The organism is Ruegeria sp. HKCCE4148 (assembly GCF_017872495.1).
Classification (GTDB): domain Bacteria; phylum Pseudomonadota; class Alphaproteobacteria; order Rhodobacterales; family Rhodobacteraceae; genus Ruegeria.
The window spans coordinates 204,798-221,548 of the sequence record NZ_JAEDOS010000004.1 but is presented as its reverse complement, the minus strand read 5'-3'; the positions used below and the strand labels follow the sequence as shown (position 1 = coordinate 221,548).

The following is a 16,751-nucleotide window of genomic DNA, read 5'->3' as shown; positions in this document are numbered from 1 at the left end:
CGAGTGAGTCCGGTCAAGGTTTCAGGCTGCCGCACCTATCAGATCGGGCACGAGGTCCGGCAAATCGTCGAAGTGGTGCAACAGGGCTTCGGGTTCCAATGCCGCCATGTCATCCCCTGACGGTCCGAATGTCACCAAAACAGATGGAACCCCTGCGGCTTTGGCGGTGTTGCGGTCTGTATCCGAGTCTCCGATCAGCACGCACCAATCAGGGTCGCCCCCGGCGCGACGCGCAGCTTCGCGGAGTGGCGCCGGATCAGGTTTGCGCACCGGCAGCGTGTCGGCACCGACCAATGAGGCAAAGCGGTCTCGTACACCCATGCGGTTCAGCAACAATTCGGCCAGATGTTCAGGTTTGTTGGTGCAAATGCCAACACCGTACCCCGCCTTGCTCAGCATCTCGACCGCTTGCAACGCGCCGGGATAAAAACTGGTGTGGGTGTCGATGTCCTGCGCATAGGCTTCAAGCAGAACCGGGTAATAGGCGTGGACCGTATTCTCATCAAAGGCACCCACGCGTTTTAAACCGTGGGTCAACATCATGCGGCCACCGCGCAGCGCTATACCAGCATCCTGTCCATGGACCAGCACATCGCCGTGCCCCATTTCGCGAAAACAATGGTTCGCTGCGGCCAGCAAATCGCCTGACGTGTCCGCCAATGTGCCGTCCAAATCGAATATGACGGTGCGCATATCGCCTCCTTATTCGGCAGGTTTTCGCCGTGTCCTGTTTCAATCGGCAATCTTGTTTGATGGCCGAACGGCTTGCGCCTTTGCCCTCAGCGGATAAAACGGTCGGCAACAAAACACAAAGAGAAAACGATTTCATGAGCATTGCCCTTGTCATCCTTGCCGCCGGAAAAGGCACCAGGATGAATTCGGATATTCCCAAAGTCCTGCACCCCATCGCCCAAGTGCCGATGCTTGTCCACGCGATGCGCGCCGGGTCCGTTCTGTCGCCCGACCGCACCGTGATCGTCACCGGCCACGGGTCGGAAGCTGTGGCTAAGGCGGCACAGGGCGAAGACGAAGAGGCGCAGATCGCAGTTCAGGAAGAACAGCAGGGCACTGCCCACGCAGTCGCGCAGGCCCGACAAGCGCTAGAGGGGTTCGATGGCGATGTTGTCGTCCTTTATGGCGACACCCCGTTTCTGCAACCCGACACGCTGGAACGGATGATCGAGGCACGGTCGACAAACGATCTGGTCATTCTGGGGTTCGAAGCCGCCGACCCAGCACGTTATGGCCGGTTGGTGATGAAGGGCGACAGCCTGGAACGCATCGTCGAATTCAAGGACGCCACTGATGAAGAGCGTGCTGTAACCTTCTGTAATTCCGGACTTCTTGCCTGTAGCGCAAAACTATTGTTTTCGCTGATCGATGCTGTCGGAAACGACAACGCTTCCGATGAATACTACCTGACTGACGTGGTGGAAATTGCCCGCAACCGTGGTTTGGACGTGACCGCCGTCGCCTGTGACGAGTCCCAGACACTGGGGGTGAACTCGCGCACGGATCTTGCCGCCGCGGATGCCGTGTACCAGGCCCGCGCACGTGCTGAGCTTTTAGACATGGGTGTCACCTTGATGGCCCCTGAGACGGTTTATCTGGCCGCTGACACTGTGATCGGGCGCGATACAGTGATCGAACCCAATGTGGTGTTTGGTCCCGGCGTCACGGTTGAAAGCGGCGCGACGATCCGGGCGTTTTCGCATCTGGAAGGGTGCCATGTCAGTCGCGGCGCGATCATTGGGCCCTATGCCCGTTTGCGCCCCGGCGCCGAGTTGGCCGAAAACACGCGGGTTGGAAACTTCGTCGAAATCAAGAACGCTGAAATCGCCGAAGGTGCCAAGGTCAACCACCTCAGCTATATCGGCGATGCGACTGTGGGTGCTGCAACAAATATCGGCGCAGGAACAATCACCTGCAACTATGACGGCGTGATGAAGCACAAGACCACCATTGGTGAGAACGTGTTTATCGGGTCGAACACCATGCTTGTCGCCCCCGTAACCGTAGGCGACGGCGGAATGACAGCAACGGGCACTGTCGTGACCAAGAATGTGGAACCTGACGCGTTGGCTGTGGCTCGCGCCAAGCAGGAAAACAAGCCCGGATATGCGCGTAAATTGTTTGATATGTTAAAGGCGAAGAAGGCTCGCCGCGATAAAGAGGCCTGAGATATGTGTGGAATAGTAGGTGTTTTGGGGCAGCACGAGGCGGCCCCTATTCTGGTAGAGGCCCTGAAACGGCTGGAATATCGCGGCTATGACAGTGCCGGAATTGCTACTGTGAATGATGGCGCGCTGGGCCGCAGGCGCGCGGTCGGCAAGCTGGTCAACCTCAGCGACCTGTTGGTGCACGAGCCGCTGCCCGGAAAGTCCGGTATCGGTCATACCCGTTGGGCCACACACGGCGCGCCCTCGGTCAACAACGCGCATCCGCACAAAGCAGGTCCTGTGGCCGTGGTTCATAACGGCATCGTCGAAAACTACCGCGACCTAAGGGCCGAACTGGCCCAGCATGGCGTCGATTTTCAGACCGAAACGGATACCGAAACCGTTGCCTTGATGACCGAGCATCACCTCAACTCGGGCATGTCGCCGGTTGAAGCCGCATTCAAAACGATCGATCAACTCGAAGGCGCTTTTGCGTTGGCGTTTTTGTTCGACGGAGAGGACGACCTGATCGTTGCTGCCCGCAAGGGGTCGCCGCTGGCCATCGGCCACGGGGATGGTGAGATGTATGTCGGGTCTGACGCCATTGCCTTAGCGCCATTGACCAATCAGATCACGTATCTTGAAGAAGGAGACCGCGCGGTTCTGACCCGCACCTCTTTGGAAATCCGCAATGAGGCCGGTGAGCTAGCCAACCGTGAAAAGCGCAAGATCAAGCTGGATCACGCACGCGCTGACAAGGGCGAGCACAAGCACTTCATGGCCAAGGAAATTGCCGAACAGCCCATCGTCGTGGCCGAGGCTATCCGATCTTACTTGCCCACCGGCGGTGACCGCGTTGTGCTGCCGGACACCGAGCTGGATTTCACCAAGCTGGACCGTCTGACCATGGTGGCCTGCGGCACGGCGTTTTACGCCTGTCTGACCGCGAAATACTGGTTCGAACAACTGGCCAAGATGCCGGTCGAGGTCGATATCGCCAGCGAGTTCCGTTACCGCGAGCCTCCGATCACCGGGCGCACCCTGGCGCTGTTCGTCAGCCAGTCAGGAGAAACCGCCGATACGCTGGCCGCATTGCGCTATTGCGAAGGTAAAGCTGACAAGATTGTTTCGGTTGTAAACGTGCCGGAAAGCTCGATTGCCCGCGAAAGCGATATTGCCCTGCCGATTCATGCAGGTGTTGAAATCGGCGTTGCCTCGACAAAGGCCTTTACCTGTCAGCTCAGTGTACTGCTGATGCTGGCACTCAAGGCTGCTGCTGACCGGGGCACGTTGACCGATGAAGAAATCGCCGATCATGCCGCGGCACTGCGTGGATTACCGACTATTTTGAACGCGGCGCTGGATCAGAACCGGGCGATCCGTAAAGCCGCCCAAAGGTTGTCTGAAGCCCGCGATGTGCTGTTTCTGGGCCGTGGCCTGATGTATCCGCTTGCAATGGAAGGCGCGCTGAAGCTCAAGGAAATCAGCTATATCCACGCCGAAGGTTATGCATCGGGTGAGCTGAAACATGGGCCCATTGCCCTGATCGACAAACATATGCCCGTGGTGGTCATGGCCCCGCGTGACACTGTCTTCGACAAGACCGTGTCGAACATGCAGGAAGTGATGGCCCGAAAAGGCAAAGTGATCCTGGTGTCAGATGATGACGGTATAACGGAAGCTGGTGACGGTGTTTGGAGCACCATCCGAATGCCCCACGTTCACAGCAGCCTTGCGCCTATTCTGTATTCCGTTCCCGCGCAACTGCTTGCCTATCACACGGCCGTTGCCAAAGGCACAGACGTGGATCAACCTCGCAATCTGGCCAAGTCGGTCACAGTGGAATGACCTGGCCTGCCCCTGTCACCCTTGCCGGAGATCACGTTCGGCTGGAGCCGCTGAATATTGCACATGCCGAAGCGCTGAAGGCTTCGGCGGCAGATTTGGGACAACTTTGGTATACCTCTATTCCTACTGTCAAAGGGATGGAGGCTGAAATTACCCGCCGCATCGGGTTGCACGACATGCAGCCCTTTACCGTGATGACCCCCGACCGCACTCCGGTGGGCATGACCACCTTCATGAACACGGATGAGGTCAACCGGCGTGTCGAAATCGGGTCGACCTGGATCGGGCGCGCTGTCCAGCGCACCCCGCTGAACACCGAAGCGAAGTTCTTGATGCTGCGCCACGCCTTCGAGGATCTTTCTTGCAATGCGGTCGAGTTCCGAACCCATCGGATGAACTTTCAGTCGCGACGGGCCATAGTGCGGCTCGGCGCGCAGCTGGATGGCATCCTTCGGGCCCATATGGTGATGTCCAACGGCACGCTGCGCGACACGGCAGTATATTCGATCGTTGCCGCGGAATGGCCTACAGTGCACGCGCATCTGCTCCATAAGCTGGAACAATGACAATGGACGAAGCGCTGGCCGCGCTGCAGGCCCATGCCGACCCCGAACGCGCCCAGCAGATGGCGGCCTATCACAAGACCGACCGCCCATATCTGGGCGTTGGAAACCCAGTGCTCAACGACTTGACCAAAGCGTGGCGGCAAGAGCTGGACGTATTCAAACGCGTCGACCTCGCTGGCGCACTGTGGCAAACCAATATTCACGAAGGCCGGATTGCAGCGGCCAAACTGCTGACCCAAGCCCGTATCCGCCCCGACCAAGAAGTTTGGGCCTTGCTGCAAAGTTGGTTGCCGGATTTCGACGCCTGGGCCATTGCCGATCATGCCAGCGTGGCGATGCAAAAGCGCCTGACGGCCAGCCCCGAACGGTTGGAAGAGGTTGAAGGCTGGACCCAATCCAACCACATGTGGACCCGCCGCGCGGCGATGGTTGCGACCCTGCCTTGGACCAAGCAGAACCACCCCAAGCCCGAAGACATACTGCGCCGCGACCGTATTCTAAGCTGGGCTGCCGGATATGTCCCGGATCGCGACTGGTTCATTCAGAAGTCCATAGCTTGGTGGCTGCGTGAGCTGTCCAAACATGACCCAGATCGCGTGATTGCATTTCTGGAAGAATACGGCAACGCGATGAAGCCATTTGCCCGCCGTGAAGCTGGCAAATACCTGAAGGATCAGTTGGCGTAGACCTCGACCTCGACCAGTTCATCCAGCGGCACCAACAAAGCCCGCATGGCGTCCAGCGACAACCGGCTGCCACCGCTGGCTGGGCCCGGGATCGGAACCAGAGTGATGTAAGCCTGCGCCCCGGTTCTTGGCACCACAACGCGCGCCGTTACCTCGCTTTTGACCAAAGGTGTCTGCATCCATCGCCCGGGCGTGGTTGGATCACCCAGCCCGGCGATACTGGTTTTTGCCCCGGCCCAGGTGGGGCGCGCAGATACAGGCTCGGGCTCCAACACTTCTTCTGAAACCGATGTCGTGGACTCCGTTTCGGTAACGGTCTGCGCAGGCGCATCGTCTCTTCCGAAAACGCGGTCAGTCGTGGACCGGACCGCGTCGCAGCCAGCGACCAGCACGCACAGTAACAAAAGCATTTTCTTCATGCCCAAATCCTACAGCCCTGCGCGCATCTGTACCAGCGCAAAGCACAGTTCACCCTTGTCGGGACCCGGTTCCGGCTTTACCTATTACGCCATGACAGCTCCGCTTATCGACCCGTTTGCCCGCGCCATCACATATCTCCGCGTTTCAGTCACGGACCGCTGCGATTTTCGCTGCGTGTATTGCATGTCCGAGAACATGACCTTTCTGCCCAAGAAAGACCTGCTAACGCTGGAAGAGCTGGATCGGATGTGTTCGACCTTTGTGAAGATGGGTGTGGAGAAACTGCGCATCACGGGCGGAGAGCCCTTGGTCCGCCGCAATATCATGACCTTTTTCAACGCAATGACCCGTCACTTGGACAGCGGCGCGCTGAAAGAACTCACACTGACCACAAACGGTTCGCAATTGCATCGCTTCTCAGAGGACCTCTATGCCGCAGGTGTGCGGCGGGTGAATGTCTCTCTGGATACGTTGGACGATGACAAATTCGCCAAAGTCACGCGCTGGGGGCGCTTGAAACAAGTCCTGAACGGTATCGACGCCGCGCAAAAAGCAGGCTTGCGGATCAAGATCAACGCGGTCGCGTTGAAAGGTTTCAACGAACCCGAACTGCCAAAAATCACCGAGTGGTGCGCCGAACGCGACATGGACCTGACCTGGATCGAGGTCATGCCCATGGGCGACATCGGCAACGAAGACCGTCTGGATCAATATTGGTCGCTCAAGGACGTGCGTAAGGAATACGAAAACCACTATACCGTCACCGATCTGGCCGAACGCACCGGTGGCCCCGCCCGCTATGTGCGCCTTGAGGAAACAGGCCAAAAGATCGGGTTCATCACACCGCTGTCTCATAACTTTTGCGAAAGCTGCAACCGCGTGCGCCTGACCTGCACCGGTGAGCTTTATATGTGCCTGGGACAGGAAGATATGGCTGATCTGCGCGCCCCGCTGCGCGATCACCCGGACAGCGAAGAATCTCTGGAAGACGCGATCCGCGCCGCGATCAACCTAAAGCCCAAAGGTCACGATTTCGACTATTCCCGTCAGGCTGTTGATGGCCAGATGACCCGCCACATGAGCCACACAGGCGGCTGACATGCCCGGCGCAAACGACCGCCCGACGCTGCTGTACCGGTTGTACTGCGGCTTCACTGCTATGGCCCAACCCTTGGCTTGGCTTACCGTGCGCAAGAAGCTGCGCGCCGCAGATGTACCCGAAAACCGTCAGAGGGAAAGACTTGGCTACGCCAGCCTTCCCCGACCCAGCGGTCGCCTGATCTGGTTTCACGCCGCCAGCGTTGGCGAAAGCCTTTCAGTTCTCAGCTTGATCAATCGGCTGGCAGAAAGTCTGCCGGATGCCGCGTTCCTCATCACCTCTGGCACACCCACATCAGCTGCCCTGATTGCCAAACGCCTGCCTCCACGAACACGTCATCAATATCCGCCGCTGGATACTGCAGGTCCGGTGAAACGCTTCCTCGATCATTGGAGTCCAGATGCGGGCGTATTTGTCGAAAGCGAAATCTGGCCCCGTCTGATCGTGGAGAGTCATCAGCGGAATATACCACTCGCGCTCTTGAACGCACGATTGTCTGAAAAATCCGTCAAAGGCTGGAAAAAACGCCCGGACACCGCACGCTTCATCTTGTCCAGATTCAGCCTGTTCCTGACCCAGAATGACAAAACGGCAACCAATCTGGTCAACATTGGCGCAGCGCCGGACCGCGTACTACCGGGCACCAACCTCAAAGCAATGTCTGATCCGTTGCCCGTGGATCAAGCCACTTTGCAAGACATCCAAGCACAGATCGCGAACCGCCCCGTCTGGATCGCAAGCTCGACCCACGAAGGCGAAGAAGAAATCGTTCTTGCCGCACACAAGACCTTGCTCGAGCGGTGGCCCGACCTGCTCTTACTCTTGATACCCCGCCACCCCGAACGCCGAGGCGATATCGCCACGCTGATCAATGACGCTGGGATGACGGCATCTTTCCGCTCCAATAACGAAACGATCGGGGAAAACACCCAGATCTATGTGGCAGATACATTGGGAGAGACCGGAACTTGGTACGCGCTTTGTCCCATTGTTTTTCTTGGCGGTTCGCTAAAAGAAATCGGAGGTCACAATCCCTTTGAACCAGCTCAGGCCGGGGCCGCCGTGATTACTGGTCCGGGGTATTTCAACTTTGGCGAAACATTTTCCCCGCTGATCGCAACCGGTGGCGCTGTCGAAGTTCAAAACTCCACTGACCTTTCCAAGATCGTGGCGCACTGGTTGTCAGATCAAAACGCTCTGCAAGTCGCACAGGAAGCTGCACAATCTTGTGTAAACACGCAGTCAGATGCTTTGGAATCGGTCATCAATACCTTGTGTTCAGAACTTAATCTGTACACACAGGATCCTTCTTCATCTGGCTAGAAATACCTCGGGGGTGTGGGGGCAGAGCCCCCACCGCCTCCATCAAGCCGCCGGCATTCTTTGTTCAACAATCTCAGCCCACCAGCTGCATCCAGCCGGAATGGCTTCGTCGTTGAAATTGTATTCCGGGTGATGAACCATGGCCGTGTCGCCATTACCCACCAGGATATATGCGCCAGGACGTTCTTCCAGCATGAACGCAAAATCCTCGCCCCCCATGACCAAAGGCGCATCGTCGCAATCCCCGGAAACCGAACGGGCGACATCTGCGGCAAACTCCGTCTGTTCGTCGCTGTTCACCATTACCGGATAACCGCGGATATAGGTCACGTCTGCGGTGCCTCCGAAGGTCGCGGCAACTCCGCTGCAAATCTCGTTGATCCGCATTTCTGCCAGATCGCGCATATCCTTGCTCATCGTCCGCACGGTTCCTTTGATCTGCACCGTCTGCGGAATCACGTTGAAGGCTTTTGACGAGGTTTCAAACGACGTCACAGACACAACCACCTGATCAATCGGGTCCGCATTGCGCGAGGAAATAGTTTGCAGCGCCAAAACCGCCTGCGCGGCCAGGACGGTCGTATCGACCGTCTCATGTGGCTTGGCCGCGTGACCACCACGTCCTTCAAAGGTGATGTCGAACTGGTCGGTCGCAGCAAAGAACGAGCCCGGACGGATCGCGAACTTGCCGACAGGCTGCCCCGGCCAGTTATGCATTCCATAGACTTCCTGAATGTTCCAGCGATCCATCATGCCGTCTTCGCACATCTCACGACCACCGCCGCCGCCTTCTTCGGCGGGCTGGAAAATCACAACAACGGTGCCATCGAAATTACGGGTTTCAGACAGGTATTTCGCCGCGCCCAGCAACATCGCTGTATGTCCATCGTGGCCACAGGCATGCATGGCCCCCGGCGTCTTTGAGGCATAATCCAGCCCGGTCGCCTCGTGGATCGGCAGCGCATCCATATCCGCGCGCAAGCCAATCACTTTGCCTTTGCTGTCCGACTTCCCCTTGATTACGCCCACAACACCTGTGCGCCCAATTCCTGTGACGACGTCATCACAACCGAACTCTTTCAACTTTTCGGCCACAACTGCGCTGGTGCGGTGGGTTTCAAACAGGATTTCCGGGTTCTCGTGCAGATCCCGTCGCCATGCTGTGATCTCATCCTGCAATTCGGCAAAGCGGTTTTTAACTGGCATATCTTCTCTCTCCTAATTCAAGCAGCCGGCATCCGGCGCTCGACCATTTCTGCAAACCACGAGCATCCGATTGGGATAATCTCGTCGTTGAAGTTGTATTCGGGGTGGTGCAACCCGGCGCTGTCACCGTTGCCCAGCACAATGAAGGCTCCGGGTCGTTCTTCAAGCATGAACGAGAAATCCTCACCGCCCATCACCATCGGCGCTTCGATACAGCTGCCTCCCACCGAAACGGCGGCTTCCTCGGCATATCCGGTCTGTGTTTCAGCATTGATCGTCACGGGTACACCGCGCGTATACTCGACATTCACAGATCCGCCGAATGTCGCGGCGATCCCCTTCGCGACCTCTTTCAGGCGCTGTTCGATCAGGTCCCGCATCTCATTGGAATGTGTCCGGACCGTGCCGCGTATCTGTGCCGATTGCGGAATCACGTTGAACGCTTTTGACGACGTCTCGACCGAAGTAACAGACAGCACGGCTTGCAGGATCGGGTCCGCGTTGCGCGACACAATCGTTTGCAACGCCACGATCAATTGCGACAACATCACAGTGGTATCAACTGTCTCATGCGGTTTTGCCGCGTGACCACCGCGCCCTTCGAGGTGGATGTCAAACTCGTCCGCCGCAGCCAGCAACGGGCCAGAACGAATGGCAAACTGCCCGGTTGGAACACCAGGCACGTTGTGCATCGCATAGACTTCTTGAATGCCGAACCGGTCCATCAGACCGTCCTTACACATGGCTTCAGCCCCATTACCGCCTTCCTCGGCAGGCTGGAAGATTACGACCGCCGTTCCATCAAAATTGCGCGTCTCAGACAGGTATTTCGCTGCCCCCAAGACCATAGCAGTATGCCCATCGTGGCCGCAGGCATGCATCGCGCCCGGGGTATTCGAGGCATATTCCAGCCCGGTTTGTTCCTGCATCGGCAGGGCATCCATGTCCGCACGCAGCCCGATCACGCGGCCCTGCGTGTCGCTTTTGCCGCGAATAACGCCGACCACTCCGGTACGGCCGATGCCGGTTACAACCTCGTCGCAGCCGAATTCCTTCAGCTTTTCGGCGACCAACGCGCTGGTGCGGTGGGTGTCATACAGAATTTCCGGATGTTGGTGAATGTCACGCCGCCAACCTGTGATTTCATCGTGCATCTCTGCAAGGCGGTTTTTGATCGGCATGTCATTCTCCCAGATTTAAGCGACGGGCAATCGTCGTTCCACAAGCTCGGCAAACCAACTGCAGCCGGCGGGAATTGCGTCGTCATCAAAATTATACTCGGGGTGATGGCACATGGCCGTGTCCCCGTTCCCGATAAAGATGTAGGCTCCTGGCCGTTCTTCAAGCATATAGGCGAAATCTTCGGACGGCATGATCGGATCCGTTCCGTCATTGATTTTGCCCGCGACAGCCGCCGCCGCTTCGGCCGCGTATGTTGTTTCGGCCTCAGAGTTCACTGTCACAGGGTATCCCGGCTTCCAATCGACCTCGGCCTTGGCTCCAAAGGCCGACGCCGTATCCACGGCAATCCGGCGCACCCGCTCTTCCGCGATTGCGCGGTATTCAGGATCCAGCGTCCGGACGGTTCCCTGTAGACGCACGGTATGCGCAATCACGTTTGACGCTACACTGTCCGTTTCAAAGGTTCCAACTGTCAACACAACGCGTTTGATCGGGTCAACCGTGCGCGAGACCACGGATTGCAAGGCAACAACGATATGTGAAGCCACAAGCGTCGTATCCACAGCGTCATGAGGTGCGGCAGCGTGCCCGCCTTTGCCGGTTACGGTAATTTTGAACTCATCGGATGAGGCCAGCAGCGCACCGGGCCGAATGGCAAACTCACCCACAGGAAGACCGGGCATGTTGTGCATTCCGTAAACTTCCTGAATACCCCAGCGGTCCATCAGCCCGTCCTGACACATGGCCAATCCACCTGCACCGCCTTCTTCGGCTGGCTGAAAGATCAGAACCACGGTGCCGTCGAAATTGCGCGTCTCGGCCAGATATTGCGCCGCCCCCAGCAGCATTGACGTATGCCCGTCGTGCCCGCAAGCATGCATCTTGCCCGAAACAGTTGAGGCATACTCCAGCCCCGTTGCCTCTTCAATCGGGAGCGCATCCATGTCAGCCCGCAATCCGATGACGCGCCCATGTGTGTCCGAACGCCCCTTGATCACCCCTACAACACCGGTTTTGCCGATGCCGGGTGTAATTTCGTCAACGCCAAACTCTTTCAGGCGGTCCGCAACAAATGCTGCAGTTTCGTGGACGTCATACATCAGCTCGGGATGGGCGTGCAGGTGTCGGCGCCACTTGGTAATCTCGCCATGCATTTCCGCAAGTCTGTTTTTAACGGGCATCTTAAGATCTCCCTCTCGGCTGCCGTCGCCGCTTTACGTCTGATCAAGTGCTCAGCTTTTCAACCAAGCGCTGCATGAATTTGTGACCGGCTTCGAACTGCGCAACCGAGATGAACTCGTTCGGCTGATGCGCCTGCGCAATATCGCCGGGGCCACAAATAACTGCCGAATAACCAGCTTCCTGAAACTGGCCCGCCTCGGTTCCGTAGCTGACAACATGGCTGGCATTGTCGCCGGTCAAGGCACGCACCAGAGTTTCTGCCTCACCGTCCTGTTCAGGCACAAGCCCTGGAATCGAGAAGTTTTCAGACAGCTCAATACGGGCGTCCGGGTGCACTGCTTGCATCCTGGCCTCAATCGCGCGGACCTGTTGAAAATACGCATCCTGCCATTGCGCCTTGGATTCATCCGGCACGGTTCGGAAATCCATCATAAACCGGCAATCCTTGGCCGTAATGTTGTGGGCTGTGCCACCTTCGATCATCCCGACATGACATGTTGTCCACGGCGGATCAAACACCGCGGCAACCGGGGTGGGTTCTGCAGCCGTGTTCTTAGCATTCTGTTGGTTCGCCCAATCGATCAGAGGCGCGGCCTCCATGATCGCGTTGACGCCTGTGTGCATGATCGAGCTATGAACTTCGAATCCCGTGATGTGGGTGTCAAAGCCGAAACCACCTTTGTGCCCCGTCACGGCCTGCATCATGGATGGTTCACCCACGATCACGGCGGATCCTTTGGGCAGAACTTCCTGCATCGCTTCGATCATGGGCGGCGCACCAGTGCAGCCGACCTCTTCATCAAAGCTGAGGGCAAGCTGCAATGGCCTCTTGACCCCAGCGTGATGTGCCTCGACAAGGGCCCAAATGGCCAGCGCATCGAAGCCCTTCATGTCGCAGGTGCCCCGGCCGAAATACTTACCGTCTTTCTCGATCACGGTGAAAGGGTCCGTATCCCACGGTTGCCCATCCACTGGCACAACATCGGTGTGACCGGATAAAACCACCGCGCCTTCTTCGTTCGGACCAACATGCGCGAAGATCGCGGCCTTGTGCGGTTGATCCGGGTCGGGCCAACAATGCGGTTCGATTCCGTGGCTTTGAAGATATTCCTCAACCCAATCCACCAGCGGCAGATTGGTTTCACGGCTTACGGTCGGGAAAGAGATCAGCTTGGTCATGATCTCAAGCGGCGTCAGGCGTTTTGCCATTGGTATTAATATCCGCTATCCGTCGTTAGGATGAAGTGACCCGGCTCAACCTCTTGATAATGCGAAGGTTCAGGCTTGTGGCCAACCGGATGAATAGGAGACGGAATCGGTTTGAAGTTCAGATCTTTTTCGGACTTCCGCTTGTTCGGATCCGCAATTGGAACCGCCTTCATCAGCGCCTGCGTATAGGCGTGTTGCGGGTTCTCGAAGACCCGAGCGCGCGGGCCAAGCTCGACAATGCGGCCCAGATACATGACCCCAACATAGTGGCTGACCCGTTCAACCACAGCCATATCGTGACTGATGAACAAATAGGACAGGCCCAGCTCGGATTGCAGTTCCATCATTAGGTTCAGTACCTGTGCCTGCACCGACACGTCGAGGGCCGAAACGGCTTCATCCGCAATAATCAGCTTTGGGTTGAGGGCAAGAGCCCGTGCAATGGCGATCCGCTGACGCTGACCGCCTGACATTTCATGCGGGAAACGACGCATGAAACTGCGAGGCAGTTGAACCTTATCGAACAGCTGTGCGACGCGGTCTTGCAGTTCTGATCCAGATGCAACCCCATAGTTGCGCATTGGTTCAGCCACCTGATCCAGCAACTGCATTTGCGGGTTCAGCGACGCGAAGGGATCCTGAAAGATCATCTGCATGTCCAACCGCGCCTTGCGCAGCCCGGACTGATCCAGTTTCATGATGTCCACGCCATCCAGATTGACCTCACCCGCCATCGGCTCAACCAGTCGCAGGATCGAGCGCCCAGCCGAGGACTTGCCACAACCGGATTCGCCCACAAGGCTGAGTGTTTGACCTTTGTTCAGCGTGAATGAGACGTCTTCAACTGCGTGGACGTTCGAAATCGTGCGCCGCAACAACCCACCCTTGACCGGAAAACGCGTCGTCAGATTCTTGACGGTCAGCAGTACATCTTCCGTGCCGGGGATGGGGGCAATGTTTTGTCCTTCCACACCCAACAGTTTCATAGGTTCAGGCGCGGATTTCCCGCGCATCTCACCCAGCTTTGGGACCGCGGCCAGAAGGGCCTTGGTATAGTCATGCTGCGGGTTTTCGAAAATCTCTTTAACAGTGCCCTCTTCGACCTTGTTGCCGCGGAACATGACCACCACTCGGTCGGCCATCTGGGCAACGACTGCCATGTCATGGGTGATGAACATCACTGCTGTGCCGGTTTCCCGCTTGAGACGGTCCATCAAAGCCAAAATCTCGGCCTGAATGGTCACGTCCAAGGCCGTCGTTGGTTCATCCGCGATCAACAGACGCGGTTCGCACGCCATGGCCATCGCAATGACAACACGCTGACGCATACCTCCCGACAGCTCGTGCGGATACTGCTGCAAACGGCGCTCGGGTTCAGGGATCCGTACCTGGCGCAACAGTTCCAAGGCCCGTTCTTCGGCCTGGGATTTCGACATGTCCTTGTGGATTCGCAACCCTTCAGTCAACTGGCGACCGACAGTGAAAACGGGGTTCAGGGCGGTCATCGGCTCCTGAAAGATCATCCCGATCTCGTTTCCGCGAATCTGTTTCATCAGATCCTGGTCGGCTTTGGACAGGTCCATCTCTTCGCCATCACGCCGATCAAACAGCAGCTGGCCGCCTGCAATCTCGCCCCCGCCGAATTCAACCAACCGCATCAGAGACAGCGATGATACCGACTTTCCAGAGCCCGATTCGCCAACGATACAAACGGTTTCGCCCGGATTGACCTCGAACGAGACGTCCTCGACGCCGACGACAGGGCCATCCTTGGTCTGAAATTCCACCCGCAGTTTTTTGATCTGTGCAATAGGCTGATCCAGCACGCGCACGCTCCCCTGACGTTGTCATTTTTGTTCTGAGTGCCGAACGCTACGGCGGGCTACCGGGAAAAGTCAAACGCAATACACATTTTCGCGACGGCACCACTTGCATTTTTCTTAAGTTCTGTTTCGATACCCCACGTAACTGCTTTGGGGAGAGCGCGCGCTGCAAAACGTTAGCGCTATTATCGTTACCGATCAAAACCTTGTCCCAAGGCAGCAACGCCAAGTCCGCAGGCATTGCGGAAAAAATCGAGACACAAACGTGTCCAATTCGGGAGTAAATTATGAAAATCAAAACCCTTTTGCTTGGTGCGATTGCGAGCACGGCAATGGCTCCGATGGCCTTTGCCGAGCGCGGATCGGACGGCAATGTCAGCATCATTTATTGGCAAGCGCCGTCGATCCTGAACCCGTTTCTATCCGGTGGTACGAAAGATGTGGAATCAGCCTCATTGGTGATTGAGCCGCTCGCGCGTTACGACCAAGACGGCAACATGGTGCCTTATCTGGCATCGGAAATCCCGACCGTGGAAAATGGTGGCGTCAGCGAAGACCTGACATCGATCACATGGAAGATCGCGCCCGGAATCACTTGGTCGGACGGTTCTCCATTCACCTCGGCTGACGTGAAATTCACTGCTGACTACTGCATGCATCCCGAAGGCGGCTGCGCGCAGGTCACCAAGTTCGAGGGCGTCACCTCGGTCGAGGCGGTGGATGACCTGACCGTCAAAGTCACATTCGACAAGCCGACCCCCTTCCCCTATGGCCCGTTCGTGGGTGGTGAAAGCCCGATCATTCAGGCGGCTCAGTTCGCGGACTGCCTTGGCGCGAAAGCCCCCGAATGCACCGACCAGAACTTTAACCCGATCGGAACCGGCCCGTTTGTTGTAACCGAGTTCAAACCGAACGACGTCATCACTTTCGCAGCCAACGACAATTATCGTGACCCGGCAAAACCTGCCTTTGCGAGCGTGACCTTCAAGGGCGGTGGCGATGCAACGGCCGCGGGTCGTGCTGTCATGGAAACGGGTGAATTCGACTACGCTTGGAACCTTCAGCTGGCGCCCGAAGTGATCGCGCAGATGCAGGAAGGCGGCAAAGGTACCCCGGTTGCAGGCTTTGGCCCGCTGGTCGAGCGTATCATGCTGAACCAGACCAACCCATCGCCCGACCTGCCAGAAGGCGAGCGTTCAACGGCTGCTCATCCGCACCCGTTCCTGCAAGATCCGGCGGTCTACAAAGCCATGTCCATGGCCATCGACCGTCCGCTTCTGGTTGAGATCGGATATGGTCAGGCCGGTAAGGTGACATGTAACTGGGTTCCCGCCCCTGCGGCCTTCAACTCGACTTCGATGACCTGTGACACGCAGGATATCGCAGGTGCAAATGCGCTGCTGGACGAGGCCGGAATCGTTGACACCAACGGCGACGGCATTCGCGAGAAAGACGGCGTTGCGCTGAAAGTGGTTTACCAAACCTCGACCAACGCTGTCCGTCAGGACTTCCAGGCGCTGATTAAAGAATGGTGGAGCCAAATCGGCATCGAAACCGAGCTGCGCAACATCAACGCGTCGGTCTTCTTTGGTGGTGACCCGGGTTCGCCTGACACCTTCCAGAAATTCTATGCTGACGTTGAGATGTACGCCAACACCTTCAACGGCACTGACCCTCAGTCTTACCTGGGCAACGGCCTGTGCGACAAAGCACCGAAGCCGGAAAGCCAGTGGCAGGGTGAAAACATCTCCCGCTTCTGCAACGAAGAGTTTGACGCGCTGCACGCCAAACTGGCCGAGACCGCTGGTCTGGAAGCTCGCGCCGAGATCGCGAAGCAGCTGAACGACATCATGGTTCAGAATGGTGGTATGATCCCGCTGGTCCACCGTGGTCGTCTGTCGGCGCACGCGAACACCTTGGGTGGCGTTGTCCTGAACGTTTGGGACAGCGAGCTGTGGAACATTGCGGACTGGTACCGCAAAACCGGCTCCTAAGCACTGATCTTGCAAAGCCGCGCCCCGATCGTTATCGGGGCGCGGTCATTTGCA

At 57.4% G+C, this 16,751-nt stretch carries 14 protein-coding genes; 7 read left to right on the top strand and 7 right to left on the bottom strand.

Annotated features, from left to right (window positions below; translation table 11 throughout):
• Positions 1-21: 21 nt before the first annotated feature.
• Entirely contained in the window at positions 22-693 is a 672-nt protein-coding gene (locus tag I9187_RS14415; RefSeq protein WP_171237278.1) for an HAD-IA family hydrolase, read from the bottom strand.
• Between the two features lie 134 nt (positions 694-827).
• On the opposite strand from I9187_RS14415, the gene glmU reads away from it, so the two are divergent.
• The 4 genes from glmU to I9187_RS14395 are packed head-to-tail and all read left to right on the top strand — an operon-like array spanning position 828 to position 5,259.
• The gene (glmU, locus tag I9187_RS14410; protein ID WP_171175198.1) at positions 828-2,180 is read left to right on the top strand and encodes a bifunctional UDP-N-acetylglucosamine diphosphorylase/glucosamine-1-phosphate N-acetyltransferase GlmU; all 1,353 of its coding nucleotides are present in this window, start codon (positions 828-830) and stop codon (positions 2,178-2,180) included.
• 3 nt (positions 2,181-2,183) lie between these two features.
• Positions 2,184-4,007 carry a glutamine--fructose-6-phosphate transaminase (isomerizing) gene (glmS, locus tag I9187_RS14405; RefSeq protein ID WP_171175200.1) on the top strand — a complete coding sequence of 608 codons (1,824 nt, stop codon included), beginning with the start codon at positions 2,184-2,186 and terminating at the stop codon, positions 4,005-4,007.
• Entirely contained in the window at positions 4,004-4,573 is a 570-nt protein-coding gene (locus tag I9187_RS14400; RefSeq protein WP_171175202.1) for a GNAT family protein, read from the top strand. Before glmS ends, I9187_RS14400 begins: the two co-directional genes overlap by 4 nt.
• Positions 4,570-5,259 carry a DNA alkylation repair protein gene (locus I9187_RS14395; protein ID WP_171175204.1) on the top strand — a complete coding sequence of 230 codons (690 nt, stop codon included), beginning with the start codon at positions 4,570-4,572 and terminating at the stop codon, positions 5,257-5,259. Before I9187_RS14400 ends, I9187_RS14395 begins: the two co-directional genes overlap by 4 nt.
• Here the strand turns inward: I9187_RS14395 and I9187_RS14390 are convergent.
• Positions 5,247-5,678: a hypothetical protein gene (locus I9187_RS14390; RefSeq protein ID WP_171235559.1), complete on the bottom strand. Its 432-nt coding sequence runs from the start codon at positions 5,676-5,678 to the stop codon at positions 5,247-5,249. The two genes, I9187_RS14395 and I9187_RS14390, sit on opposite strands and share 13 nt — an antisense overlap.
• A gap of 91 nt (positions 5,679-5,769) precedes the next feature.
• Between I9187_RS14390 and moaA the strand changes: the two genes are divergently transcribed.
• Entirely contained in the window at positions 5,770-6,777 is a 1,008-nt protein-coding gene (gene moaA / locus I9187_RS14385) for a GTP 3',8-cyclase MoaA (protein ID WP_171176224.1), read from the top strand.
• A 1-nt stretch (position 6,778) separates the two neighbouring features.
• Complete coding sequence (locus I9187_RS14380) at positions 6,779-8,101, top strand: 3-deoxy-D-manno-octulosonic acid transferase (protein ID WP_171620659.1); 1,323 nt, start codon at positions 6,779-6,781, stop codon at positions 8,099-8,101.
• A gap of 42 nt (positions 8,102-8,143) precedes the next feature.
• Here the strand turns inward: I9187_RS14380 and I9187_RS14375 are convergent, their stop codons facing one another.
• The 5 genes from I9187_RS14375 to I9187_RS14355 are packed head-to-tail and all read right to left on the bottom strand — an operon-like array spanning position 8,144 to position 14,706.
• On the bottom strand, positions 8,144-9,307 hold the full coding sequence (locus I9187_RS14375) for a M20 aminoacylase family protein (protein WP_171175209.1): 1,164 nt from the start codon (positions 9,305-9,307) through the stop codon (positions 8,144-8,146).
• A gap of 17 nt (positions 9,308-9,324) precedes the next feature.
• Positions 9,325-10,488 (bottom strand): M20 aminoacylase family protein, encoded by a 1,164-nt coding sequence (locus I9187_RS14370; protein WP_171175211.1) that lies wholly within the window; start codon positions 10,486-10,488, stop codon positions 9,325-9,327.
• A 15-nt stretch (positions 10,489-10,503) separates the two neighbouring features.
• The gene (locus I9187_RS14365) at positions 10,504-11,670 is read right to left on the bottom strand and encodes a M20 aminoacylase family protein (protein WP_171175213.1); all 1,167 of its coding nucleotides are present in this window, start codon (positions 11,668-11,670) and stop codon (positions 10,504-10,506) included.
• Positions 11,671-11,713: 43 nt separating this feature from the next.
• Positions 11,714-12,880, bottom strand: coding sequence for an acetylornithine deacetylase (gene argE, locus I9187_RS14360; RefSeq protein WP_209509434.1), 1,167 nt, complete (start codon positions 12,878-12,880; stop codon positions 11,714-11,716).
• A 5-nt stretch (positions 12,881-12,885) separates the two neighbouring features.
• Positions 12,886-14,706 (bottom strand): ABC transporter ATP-binding protein, encoded by a 1,821-nt coding sequence (locus I9187_RS14355; protein WP_171175217.1) that lies wholly within the window; start codon positions 14,704-14,706, stop codon positions 12,886-12,888.
• 284 nt (positions 14,707-14,990) lie between these two features.
• Between I9187_RS14355 and I9187_RS14350 the strand changes: the two genes are divergently transcribed.
• Positions 14,991-16,697, top strand: a complete 1,707-nt coding sequence (locus I9187_RS14350) for a peptide ABC transporter substrate-binding protein (RefSeq protein ID WP_171175219.1) — start codon at positions 14,991-14,993, stop codon at positions 16,695-16,697.
• The last annotated feature ends 54 nt before the right edge of the window (positions 16,698-16,751 follow it).